Origin of the sequence: Prevotella sp. (assembly GCF_036570325.1) — a bacterium.
In the GTDB taxonomy this organism is placed as follows: Bacteria; Bacteroidota; Bacteroidia; order Bacteroidales; family Bacteroidaceae; genus Prevotella.
On record NZ_DATCYK010000064.1, the window covers coordinates 51,878 to 64,099 of the forward strand.

Below are 12,222 nucleotides of genomic sequence, written 5' to 3' on the forward strand. Positions count from 1 at the left end.
GTATATGAACTATATTATTATAGTGGCGGGCGGCAAAGGGCTCAGGATGGGTGCCGACATTCCCAAACAGTTCATTCCCGTGGGGGGAAAGCCTATCCTGATGCACACGATAGAGCGTTTTCACGCCTACGACGAGGCCATGGATATTATCTTGGTATTGCCCGAAAGCCAGCAGGATTATTGGCGACAACTGTGCCTGACGTATCATTTCGATATAGCGCATAGGGTGGTCAATGGTGGCGAGACACGCTTTGAATCCTCTAAGAATGGGCTGAACGCCATTCCCGAAGGGGCCCAAGGCTTGGTCGGCATACATGATGGGGTAAGGCCTTTCGTGTCGTTGACTGCCATCGGGGCCTGCTACGACGCGGCAAAGACAAGCCGCGCGGTGATTCCGGTACTGCCCGTGACCGACACGCTGCGGCACATCAACACAGTGGAAGGTGACAAGAATGTGCTTCGGAGCGACTATCGTATCGTACAAACTCCGCAGGTTTTCGACATTGCTTTGGTCAAGAAGGCCTTTCAGCAGCCTTATCGGGAGTCGTTTACCGATGATGCGTCGGTGGTGGAAGCCCTTGGCCATCAGGTGACAATGGTCGAAGGCAACCGTGAGAACATCAAGGTGACCACGCCTTTCGACTTGAAGATTGCCGAAACATTGCTGCGCCCATAATCTGACAAGCTGGTTTTCTCTCTTATTTTTCATCTAAATTATCTCCTTTCCTATGAGCTCTATTCTTGACCAAGATATCATGTATCTTCCCGGGGTTGGCCCCAAGAAGAAGGCGATACTGGTCAATGAACTGGGTGTCAGCTCGTGGCGGGACCTGCTGGAGACCTATCCTTATAAATATGTAGACCGAAGTAAGATTTATCATATTGACGAACTCAACGGCCAAATGCCTTTCGTTCAAATCAAAGGAAAGATACTCAGCTTCGAGGAATTTACCACCTCGCCCCGTAAGAAACGCATCGTGGCCCACTTTTCCGATGGGCATGGTGTGGTGGATTTGGTGTGGTTCAGGGCTACACAGTATATTTATAAGAGCTATCAGGTAGGTATCGAGTATGTGGTTTTCGGCAAACCGAGCGTTTACGGTGGCCGTTATCAGTTCGCACACCCCGAAATTGAGAAGGCAGAAGAGCTGCAACTCAACGAAATGGGGATGCAACCTTATTATAATACGACCGAAAAGATGAAGTCACATGGCATGACCAGCCGTGCCATAGAGAAGCTGACAAAGACACTCGTGGGCAAACTACCCGATAACTCGATACCCGAGACACTCCCACCTTTCATCACCTCGCCGCTCCATTTGGTCTCCAAGGAGCAGGCTTTGCGCCTTATCCACTATCCCAAGAACCTTGATGACCTGCAAAGAGCGCAGGTGAGACTCAAGTTCGAGGAGCTATTCTACGTACAACTCAACATCCTCCGCTATGCCAGCGACCATCGGCGAAAATACCGTGGCTACAATTTCACGCAGGTGGGGCAGGCTTTCAATGACTTCTACAAGCATAACCTGCCTTTTGAACTGACGGGAGCACAAAAGCGAGTCATGCACGAAATCAGGTCAGACATGAATACCGGGCGCCAAATGAATCGCTTGGTACAGGGCGATGTGGGCTCGGGCAAGACATTGGTGGCCCTGATGAGCATGCTCATCGCTATCGACAACGGCTTCCAAGCCTGCATGATGGCCCCCACGGAAATACTCGCCGAACAGCATTTTTCCACGATTCAAAGTTTCCTGAAAGGGCTTCCCATCCATGTAAAACTACTCACCGGCATTGTCAAAGGCAAACAACGTCAAGCCGTTTTAGAGGGTTTGGTCAATGGCGAGGTACAAATTCTCGTGGGAACACATGCCGTTATCGAGGACACGGTGCAGTTTAAACGGTTAGGATTGGCCGTTGTCGATGAGCAACATCGGTTCGGTGTGGCACAAAGAGCCCGCTTGTGGGCCAAGAGTGAGAACCCTCCTCACATATTGGTCATGACCGCTACACCTATTCCTCGCACCTTGGCAATGACCATCTACGGCGATTTGGACGTAAGTGTGATTGACGAATTACCACCCGGACGCAAGCCCATACAGACCATTCATAAGTTTGATAACCAGATGACAAGCCTCTATGCCGGTATCAGACAGCAGATTCATCAAGGCCGACAAGTGTATATCGTATTCCCACTGATACAGGAAAGCGAGAAAAGCGACCTTAAAAATCTGGAAGAGGGCTACCTTTCGCTGCTGCAAATATTCCCTGAATTCAAAATCAGCAAGGTGCATGGAAAGATGAAAAGCTCGGAAAAGGAAGCGGAAATGCAGAAGTTTGTCAGTGGCCAAACGCAGATTCTCGTTGCCACAACCGTAATAGAAGTGGGCGTGAACGTGCCCAATGCCTCCGTCATGGTTATTCTTGACGCCCAGCGCTTCGGCCTTTCACAGCTCCATCAGCTGCGGGGCCGCGTGGGTCGTGGCGCTAAACAATCCTATTGCCTGCTTGTTACGAACCACAAACTGAGTGAGGAAACCCGCAAACGCATTGACATCATGTGCGACACAAATGATGGTTTCCGCATAGCAGAGGCCGATCTCAAGCTCCGCGGTCCCGGCGACTTGGAGGGTACACAGCAAAGTGGCATTGCCTTTGACCTCAAGATTGCCGACATCGCCCGTGACGGACAACTCGTCCAAATAGCCCGTGAAGAAGCCCAAAAGATCATCGACGACGACCCCACTTGCGAAAAGCCACAGAATGACATGCTATGGAATCGCCTGAAAGAGTTAAGAAAGACTAATATCAATTGGGCCGCCATTTCATAGATTGTCCTTTATTTAGTAACGTTATAACTCCCAAATAATCAATTGCTTATTTGTTAAAAACCCAATAAAAACTGTTAATGGAGTAACATTTTCATTACATTTTTCTTATCTTTGTGACGTCGTTAAGTAGAAAAGATGGATTTTTGAAATGGTTGTTACCATTTTATTTGCCTTCCATCTGCTTTATTAGAGTGGATTTTTTACCTGATTCCACGCTTTGACTTGAACCTAAATAACAAGATATGGATTTAAAGAAGCATATTAGAAGATTATCTATAGCAACTCTTTTTGCATTGACAACTCTTCCTATGGCTGCGCAAGACCTTCTTGCCCGTCAGGCTCCGGTCGACAGAAAGATGAAAGCTGTTGATACATTAATATTCAAATCAGTAGCTGCCCGTGAAGAAATGGAGTCACCTGCTGCCCAGCTTTACGAAGATTTTAACAACAAATACGCACATAGAATCACCAATGTGCCCGACTCATTCAAGATTAGTTTACGCCATTTTTGCATGCCTACGACCAGTCGTGTCGTAACAAGTAACTTCGGTGCACGCTGGGGTCGCCAGCACAAAGGCATTGACATAAAGGTTTATATCGGCGATACTATCCGTGCGGCGTTCAGCGGTAAGGTCAGAATCGTTAAATATGAAGCCGCCGGTTATGGCAAATATGTAGTCATACGCCACCCCAATGGTTTGGAAACTATCTACGGACACCTCTCTGCCCAGCTTGTTTCAGAGAATCAGGTTGTCCGTGCCGGTGAGCCCATTGGCCTTGGAGGAAACACCGGACGCAGTACCGGTTCACACCTACACTTCGAGACTCGCCTCTGCGGAATGGCGCTTAATCCCGCCCTTATGTTCGATTTCCGCAATCAAGACGTAACCGGCGACTACTATGTGTACAACTCTCGCACCTACGATGATGAGTCAGAACTCGCCAGCCACTTGCGTGGAAAGATTGGAAACGGCGGTTACACCCAAGAACTTGTACGTGGCGAGTCCTACAATCATAATGAAAGCGACAATTCTTCTGATGAAATCGTATATTACAAGGTTAAATCCGGCGAGTCACTTGCTACGATTGCACGAAAACGCGGCATATCATTGGACCGCTTGTGTGAGCTGAACCGCATCAGCAAATCCACACGCATACGTCCCGGACAAATCCTAAGATGTTCGTAAAACGAGACATAACATAACTTTAAACATAACAATAAAGGCAGCATTACTTGCTGCCTTTTTCTTTTATCCCTTAATTTCAAGAAGCTCACATCAACGCCTCAACACACTGCGCAATACAAACCAAAGATGGGCGAAGACCGTTGTCACCACACCATAATGGCGACACATAATGCTGAAACGCTCTTTCAGTGAGGCCCGATGGTTCTTTACGCTCATGCCACCGGCCAAATAATTCACCAGCACGGCAGGCACATAGCGCAAAGACAAATGGCATTTCTCAGCCTCCTTCATTATCCTTATACACCAATCCACATCGGCAGAAAGCCTATAATTCAGGTCATAAGGAACATCACGGGCTATATCCACCCGGGCATAAAAGGCCTGATGACACACCAGCATGCCACCCTTGAACGAACGCCAGCTCAACTGTCGAGGTGGCGCCAATCGTCGATGACGCAGAAAGCGGCCCTCCTCGTCCACAACATCCGTATCACCATAGAGCACGGCAGGCAACGGCTCACCCTCACCCACACTATTGGCTATGGTCTCCAACGTATCGGGCGAAGGCAAGACATCACCCGCATTCAGAAACACCAAATAATCACCCGTGGCCTTCCGAATACCTTTATTCATGGCGTCATACAAGCCTTTGTCGGGCTCTGACACGAAAACCACACTATGGCGGCTATCCTCATCCGCGCTCACTTCGGCCTGATAGCCACGAATCATGTCCACCGTGCCATCGCCGGAAGCCCCGTCTATCAGCACATGTTCCACCTCTGCCCACGTCTGCGACCGCACACTTTCCAATGTACGCTCCAGCAATGAGGCCGCCTGATAGGTGCAGGTAATAATCGAAAAAGAAATCATAAGCGAAAATGTTTGTAGGCCATGGCCTGATTATACACGTCAATATAGCGCAGCGAAACGCTCTGTTGAGAATAACTCTTGGCTACCTTCACCACAGCCTGATTGCTCAATGCCTCGTGATCGGCCTCGAACAATACCCAATGAATACCACTTGCCAAGTCGTCAACATCACGAAAACGGGCCACATAGCCATTCTTCAGATGGTCAATTTCCTCCGGAATACCGCCAACTTTGAAGCCTACGCAAGGCACACCGCAGGCCATTGCCTCCATAATCGTGTTGGGTAAATTGTCTGAAAGCGAGGGTAATACAAAGGTATCCACGGCATTGTACACATTCACGATGATTTTCTCATCGCTCACATAGCCCAACGGATAAGCCGGAAGGGCCAACTCCCGGGCCACTTCTTCCGAATGACCACCCAATATGGCGATAGCCGTGTCGGCCTTACGCTCGGGATGTTCTTCTGCCATCTTGCGCACGGCGTCGATGAAATAGTCCATTCCCTTGCGCTTATCGGTGACCCGCTGCGACACGAAAAGGATGATTTTCTTATCCAACGGCAGCCCCACCCTTTGCCGGGCCTCGGCCTGATCGCGCTTACAAAACACATGCGTATCGATAGGATTCGGAATACTCGTCACGTGCTGGCCCGTGAACAGAGCGCTCTCCTTGGCCTGCGACTCCAACCATCGGCTGCAAGCCACGAAGAAAATGTTGCCCCCCTTGAGCATGGCCTGCTTCTTACGCCATACCCTCGCCGCCAAGTCGTTCGGTCCACCGCCACCGGGCAACAGATAACAATGCTTGCAGGACGATTTAAAATAATTACACTGATGCGTATAATGGCAAACCGCCGTAGCCGGCCAAGCGTCGTGCATGGTCCACACCACGGGCTTTCCACTGGCTAAAATCTTACGAATGCCCCGCAGCGAAAGCATGCCTTGGTTTATCCACGACAAGTGAATCACGTCGGCCTCCTTAAACTCCGGCAGCGTCGTTATGTCGAAACCGGCGTTGGCCACATCAATTTCAAAGAGGCGGGCCTTGTTGAAACGCAGGTGAAAATAAATGCAAAGGCGTTCCCAAAGAAAATTAAAACGCATCCAAGGCGACTTCGGCAGTCCCACCACCGTTATGTCATCACTCTCCTTGTCACGCACCAACATCTTGGCTTTCACGCCATTATTATTGAGCGCATCTTTCAATCGGTTGGCCGCCACGGCCGCACCACCGGTCTTCTCACTCGTATTGACAATTAATACTCGCATTCCTTATGGTTTTAATAAATGACAACGCAAACGATCGCAATGGGCCTATCGACCCATTGCCAAGTGCAACTTATCTATTTGCAAAGATAACGTAATATTTTTGGAATCGCCTATTCTGCCCCGCAAAAAAGCAAAACCTGAATACCAAAGCTACAAAACCGAAAAACAGAAAACACAACATCAGAAATTCCACCCATGAAACATCAAACTAAAAGATAAACCTATTATATTATAAAGATTCTGATATTGTGCACGAACACAACAATTGATTTGAATCAAGAAAAGCATAAAATAATCACAAAAAAGCCACAACTGTTTGCGAACACAGCCAAAACTTTATACCTTTGCATCATCAAAAGGTTAATAGATTGTTTAGGTTAGTAGTAATAGATTTAGGTTTTTAGTTATTAGTTTAAGGTAATTTTAAACAGATTGTTTAACGGGTAATAATGGAGACCGCGAGGTTTTCATTTACTTAGAAAAGGATTTTTAGTTAAACATAGACTTTACGCCACAGCTCGAAGATGAGTTGTGGCGTATTTTTTTATTATCCATAACAATGAAAAATAGCGCCGGAAAGGCACTAACATCAAAATCTTATTATATCTTTGTACCCTATATTTATACACTATTCTTTTAATTTCAAGTAATAAGAAAGCGAAAAATGAAGATATTTGCCATCGGTATGAATTATGCCTCACACAATAAAGAGCTGGAAGGAACGTTATATAAACCAAAGACTCCGGTTATCTTTACCAAAGCCGACTCGGCCTTACTGAAAGACCATAAGCCTTTTTTCATTCCCGACCATCTGGGCAGGATTGAATACGAAACCGAGATCGTGGTACGCATCTGTCGATTGGGGAAGAGCATTCCACAGCAGTTCGCCCATAGATATTACGACGCCGTAACCGTAGGCATTGACTTTACTGCGCGCGAATTGCAACAACAGCTACGAGCAGAAGGGCATCCTTGGGAACTGTGTAAAGGCTTTGACGGTTCGGCAGCCATTGGCAATTGGGTAAGTATTGAGAAGTTCAAAGATATACAGAATATCCGCTTTCATCTCGACATTAACGGAAAGACCGTACAGGAGGGTTACACTGGTGACATGCTTTTCAAGGTGGACGAGCTGATAGCTTACATCAGCCGCTATTTCACACTGAAGACCGGTGATCTGCTATATACCGGTACGCCCGCAGGAACAGGTGCTGTAGCCATCGACGACCATTTGGAAGGCTATGTGGAAGACCGGAAAGTACTTGATTTCAATTGCAAATAAAGGCCTTGAAACAAGAGTTGGATGCGGTAAAGGCCTTTGCGCATTTTTAGTAACAACACCTATGCACAGCATTTTTAAATACATAGTTATCGGCCTACTGTTGCTCATGTTACCGGGAACGGTCCATGCACAGCGCTTTTTTAACCTCACTGCCAACGAGGTAAAAGTTGATTCCGTATTACCAACTTTCGGCTATTCTTTTCCTCTTCAGGGGGATTATCAAGACTCTGTTTATACGGTATCAATTGCCTACCCTGAATACATTGATATGCCGGCCGGAGACATCCTGCGCTACAAGATGCTTTCGGGAGCAGATCTCCCGAATGTTCCTAAAATAGAACAACATCTGGCATTCAACCGAAAGAAAGCTTCGCTTGATATTTCTTTCTCCCCCCTCGTATTCCGCAACAACAAGTATCAATACCTTGTGAGTTTCATGTTGTCTATAGAGAGTAAGCCCTTGAAACGCTCGCAGCGCCTTGCTCGTACTCGTGCCAGTGGTGCGAAGAGTTCACGTTATGCCGCTCACTCCCTCTTATCATCGGGGCAATGGGCCAAGATCAGCGTTCCTGCCACAGGAGTGTACCAGCTGACGGAGGCAACCATCCGGCAAGCCGGATTTACCGACTTGAGCAAGGTGAAGATATATGGCTACGGAGGTAACTTGCAAAACGAGGTCTTAAAAGAAAAAGATCTGATTGCTTCCGACGACTTAAAAGAAGTACCCACCTGCATTGTGAACGGGAAACGGCTGTTCTATGCAAAGGGCACAGTAAGCTGGGAGAGCAAGACTACCATGCGCCGAACACGTAATCCCTACTCAAGCCTTGCCTATTATTTCATCACACAAAACGAGGATGTACCATTAACTACCGACTCAACCACCTTCCTGCAATCGTTCTACCCTGCAAACGATGATTACCACACCTTACACGAGGTAGACAATTACGCTTGGTATCACGGCGGGCGAAATCTATTCGAGAACATTCCCATCAACATGGGAACTTCGCATACTTTTACCATCAATGCACCGAGCCAACAAAAGGGGAAGATATCGGTAGCTCTCACAGCCGGCACAAACAGTTCGGCAAGTATAGAGTTGAATGGCAAACAGATCGGCACACTAACCATGACATGGAGTACCGATCCTAATTCGCTTGACTCATACAATATGGGCAAAGAAAGCATACTGACAGTAAACGTAAACGAACTGAAAACATCGAATGAGGTAAAAATCACCACCACTTCAGGTGGGCCGGTACGATTAGACTACATATCGCTTGCCTTCGACACACCAAGGCCTGCGCCGCATTTGGCCACTTCATCGTTCCCGGAGGCACAATACGTTCACAACATTACCAATCAAGACTTGCACGCTCACGAGGCCGCGGATATGATCATCATTATCCCCACTTCGCAGAAGCTGCTCGCACAAGCCAATCGGTTGAAAGAATTTCACGAGCAACACGACAAACTCAGAGTGCGGATTGTGCCTTCCGATGAGCTTATCAACGAATTCGGAGGGGGCACACCCGATGCCAACGCTTACCGCCGATACCTAAAAATGCTTTACGACAGGGCCGACACCGAACAGGATATACCGAAATATCTGCTGCTCTTTGGTGATGGCGCATGGGACAACCGTATGCAAACAAGTGATTGGAAAGGAACTGCAAAAGACGATTACCTGTTGTGCTATGAAAGTGAAGACTCTTTCAACAAGATAACCTGCTACGTGGATGATGGGTTCTTCTGCCTGTTAGACGATGGGGAAGGTGGTGATTTGCAAACAAAAGATAAGACCGACATGGCCGTAGGACGCTTTCCGGTGACGACCGAAAGCGATGCAAAAACGCTGGTAGATAAAACTATTAACTATGTGGTAAACAATAATGCAGGCACATGGCAAAATACACTGATGTTCATGGGCGACGACGGGAATAGGAACATGCATATGGAAGATGCCAACAGTGCAGCCGATGATATGGCCCACCGCTATCCGGGATTTGTTATCAAGAAAGTGATGTGGGACACCTATACCCGTGAAGGCTCTTCTACCGGATACAGCTATCCCGAAGTAACCCGTATCATCAAACAGCAACAAACGGCAGGAGCTTTGATTATGGATTACGCCGGACATGGATCGGAAACACAGATCTCACACGAATCGGTTTTGAAGATCGGCGACTTTGCAGAGTTCACCAATTCCAACCTTCCCTTGTGGATCACCGCCTCATGCGATATCATGCCTTTCGACGGTTCTACACAGACCATCGGCGAAACGGCCATACTCAACAAAAAAGGGGGTGCCATAGCCTTTTTCGGAACTACACGAACCGTATTTGCCAACTATAACAAACTCATCAATATGGCTTTCTTGAAGCATGTGCTCAGTATGCCGAACGGCACACCCATAACAATAGGCGAAGCACAACGCTTGGCAAAGAACGAAATGATTGAAACAGGAAAAGACCTCACCACCAATAAGCTACAATATTCATTACTTGGCGATCCGGCCATTGCACTCAACAGACCTACCATGGAAATTGTTATCGATTCCATCAATGGCATCGATCTCAATTCCGCAACCAACGCACCGAAATTGGGAGCCGGAGGCGTGGTCAAAGTCAGCGGACATATTAAGAACGCGGGGAGCGACTTTAACGGAACATTGTCAGCCACCGTGCGCGACAAACAAGAGAAGATCACTTGTAAACTAAACAACACTTCACAAGATGGAGCAAGCACAGCCTTTACCTATAACGACAGAGTAAAGACTTTATTTATCGGCTCAGACAAGGTGAAAGAAGGCAAGTTCAACTTCTCTTTCGCCATCCCGAAAGACATTGATTACAGCGAGGGAACAGGATTGATCAATCTTTATGCCATGAACGAAGAAAAAACAATCTGTGCAAACGGCGAAAACAGCAGTTTTATTATTGGCGGAAGCAGCATTACCGAAAACGACGAAACAGGACCGTCCATTTACTGCTACCTCAATTCGCCCTCATTTGTGAATGGCGGGAACGTGAACACTGCTCCTTATTTTGTAGCACAAATTACTGATGAGAATGGCATCAATACCTCCGGGAACGGTATTGGGCATAACCTACAACTCGTGATAGACGGCGATATGAACAAGACCTATGTGCTTGACGAAAACTTCACCTACGATTTCGGATCTTACACCAATGGCTCCACTTTTTTCTCTATTCCCGAACTTACCCCCGGAATGCATCACCTGCAATTCAAAGCTTGGGATATTCTGAACAAAAGTTCTGTGGCCGAACTCGATTTCAATGTAGTAAAAGGGCTCGAACCGTCGCTATTCAACGTGAGCTGCACCAATAACCCTGCCAGCACCCATACCACATTTATTATTAATCACGACCGCACCGGCAACAAGATAGATATTGAACTTGACGTTTTCGATATGAGTGGCCGACTGTTATGGAAACACGAAGAAAGTGGTGTGAGTACAACCGGAGCATACACCATAGACTGGAATTTAACCGTAGACAACGGCATGCGCCTGCAAACCGGAGTGTACCTATACAGAGTGCGCATTGCTTCAGACGGAAGTTCAAAGGCCTCAAAAGCAAAGAAACTTATCGTTATAAGCAATAAATAGCTGCCATTTTACGTTTTTCTATTCGTATATGGGCATCATGCCATAGCTTACTGATCATACAAACTGCAAATTGCAACACATGAATAAAATATTGAGATTACTTACGACATGCCTTTTCATGGCCACCGCCATCGGCATATCGGCACAAGACAAAAAAAATATCTTTAACCCGGTAAACACTTCGGTTACCTCGCAAACCATCGCCCCCGATGCTCGTGCCGCCGGTATGGGCGATGTGGGTGTAGCCACCGATCCCGATGTTGTTTCGCAATATTGGAACCCCGCCAAGTATCCCTTTACCATCAGCCGCGCCGGAGTAGCCCTCAACTACACCCCGTGGTTGCGCCAGCTGGTGAACGATATGGACTTGGCTTACCTATCGGGTTACTACCGTATTGGCGACTACAGCGCTGTATCGTCTTCGCTTCGCTACTTCTCTTTGGGCGAAGTACAGCTCACAGCCGACGAATCCAGCAACGGCACCCCTATGACCATCAGTCCTTATGAAATGTCGTTCGACGTAGCCTATTCGTTGATGTTGAGTGAGAAATTCTCGATTGCTGCTGCCGTTCGCTGGATTTACTCCGATCTGACTTACGATTATTCGGGCGACACAGCACCCGGTTCGGCTTTTGCCGCCGATCTTTCACTGTACTACCAAAACTATCTGAACTTTGGTAACCGTGAATGCCAGTTAGGCTTAGGTATGAACATATCGAACATTGGTAGCAAAATATCATTCGGAGGCGACAAAAACAGCGAATTCATCCCCACCAACCTGCGCTTGGGAGCATCGCTCATGATCCCTATTGATGAATACAACCGACTCACCATTGCAGCCGATGCCAACAAGCTGCTCGTGCCCACTTATCCCAAACCAAACGAAGGCGAGAGCACCGAAGCCTATCAGCAACGTGTACAGAAAGATTATTACGATGTATCGTCTATCAGTGGCATATTCAAGAGCTTTGGCGATGCACCCAACGGAGCTAAAGAAGAACTACAAGAAATACAATGGAGCATTGGTGCCGAGTATATGTATCATGATCAGTTCTCTCTGCGAGCCGGCTACCATCATGAAAGCGAAAATAAAGGAAACCGCAAGTATTTCACTGTTGGAGCAGGCTTCAAAATGAGTGTATTCTCACTC

At 47.4% G+C, this 12,222-nt stretch carries 8 protein-coding genes; 6 read left to right on the plus strand and 2 right to left on the minus strand.

Annotated features, from left to right (window positions below; genetic code table 11):
• The first annotated feature begins 4 nt into the window (after positions 1-4).
• The 3 genes from VIR50_RS07935 to VIR50_RS07945 all read left to right on the plus strand — a co-directional run bounded on the left by VIR50_RS07935 (position 5) and on the right by VIR50_RS07945 (position 4,018).
• Positions 5-676, plus strand: coding sequence for a 2-C-methyl-D-erythritol 4-phosphate cytidylyltransferase (locus VIR50_RS07935; RefSeq protein WP_331934604.1), 672 nt, complete (start codon positions 5-7; stop codon positions 674-676).
• 52 nt (positions 677-728) lie between these two features.
• Positions 729-2,831: an ATP-dependent DNA helicase RecG gene (gene recG / locus VIR50_RS07940; protein ID WP_331934605.1), complete on the plus strand. Its 2,103-nt coding sequence runs from the start codon at positions 729-731 to the stop codon at positions 2,829-2,831.
• A 242-nt stretch (positions 2,832-3,073) separates the two neighbouring features.
• The gene (locus tag VIR50_RS07945; protein ID WP_331934606.1) at positions 3,074-4,018 is read left to right on the plus strand and encodes a M23 family metallopeptidase; all 945 of its coding nucleotides are present in this window, start codon (positions 3,074-3,076) and stop codon (positions 4,016-4,018) included.
• A 90-nt stretch (positions 4,019-4,108) separates the two neighbouring features.
• Here the strand turns inward: VIR50_RS07945 and VIR50_RS07950 are convergent, their stop codons facing one another.
• Positions 4,109-4,888 (minus strand): glycosyltransferase family 2 protein, encoded by a 780-nt coding sequence (locus tag VIR50_RS07950; RefSeq protein WP_331934607.1) that lies wholly within the window; start codon positions 4,886-4,888, stop codon positions 4,109-4,111.
• On the minus strand, positions 4,885-6,159 hold the full coding sequence (locus tag VIR50_RS07955) for a glycosyltransferase family 4 protein (RefSeq protein ID WP_331934608.1): 1,275 nt from the start codon (positions 6,157-6,159) through the stop codon (positions 4,885-4,887). The genes VIR50_RS07950 and VIR50_RS07955 overlap by 4 nt, the downstream gene beginning before the upstream one ends.
• A 664-nt stretch (positions 6,160-6,823) precedes the next feature.
• Between VIR50_RS07955 and VIR50_RS07960 the strand changes: the two genes are divergently transcribed.
• The 3 genes from VIR50_RS07960 to porV form a co-directional block, all read left to right on the plus strand.
• The gene (locus VIR50_RS07960; protein WP_331934609.1) at positions 6,824-7,441 is read left to right on the plus strand and encodes a fumarylacetoacetate hydrolase family protein; all 618 of its coding nucleotides are present in this window, start codon (positions 6,824-6,826) and stop codon (positions 7,439-7,441) included.
• A 61-nt stretch (positions 7,442-7,502) separates the two neighbouring features.
• Positions 7,503-11,072 carry a type IX secretion system sortase PorU gene (gene porU, locus VIR50_RS07965; RefSeq protein WP_331934610.1) on the plus strand — a complete coding sequence of 1,190 codons (3,570 nt, stop codon included), beginning with the start codon at positions 7,503-7,505 and terminating at the stop codon, positions 11,070-11,072.
• A 79-nt stretch (positions 11,073-11,151) separates the two neighbouring features.
• Positions 11,152-12,222: type IX secretion system outer membrane channel protein PorV (porV, locus tag VIR50_RS07970; protein ID WP_331934611.1), on the plus strand; the 1,071-nt coding region annotated here is incomplete at its 3' end.

What these genes read in the sequence shown, in the direction of transcription:
- VIR50_RS07935 (WP_331934604.1), top strand. Translation starts at nt 5, where the DNA reads ATGAACTATATTATTATAGTGGCGGGCGGCAAAGGGCTCAGGATGGGT.
- recG (WP_331934605.1), top strand. Translation starts at nt 729, where the DNA reads ATGAGCTCTATTCTTGACCAAGATATCATGTATCTTCCCGGGGTTGGC.
- VIR50_RS07945 (WP_331934606.1), top strand. Translation starts at nt 3,074, where the DNA reads ATGGATTTAAAGAAGCATATTAGAAGATTATCTATAGCAACTCTTTTT.
- VIR50_RS07950 (WP_331934607.1), bottom strand. Translation starts at nt 4,888, where the DNA reads ATGATTTCTTTTTCGATTATTACCTGCACCTATCAGGCGGCCTCATTG.
- VIR50_RS07955 (WP_331934608.1), bottom strand. Translation starts at nt 6,159, where the DNA reads ATGCGAGTATTAATTGTCAATACGAGTGAGAAGACCGGTGGTGCGGCC.
- VIR50_RS07960 (WP_331934609.1), top strand. Translation starts at nt 6,824, where the DNA reads ATGAAGATATTTGCCATCGGTATGAATTATGCCTCACACAATAAAGAG.
- porU (WP_331934610.1), top strand. Translation starts at nt 7,503, where the DNA reads ATGCACAGCATTTTTAAATACATAGTTATCGGCCTACTGTTGCTCATG.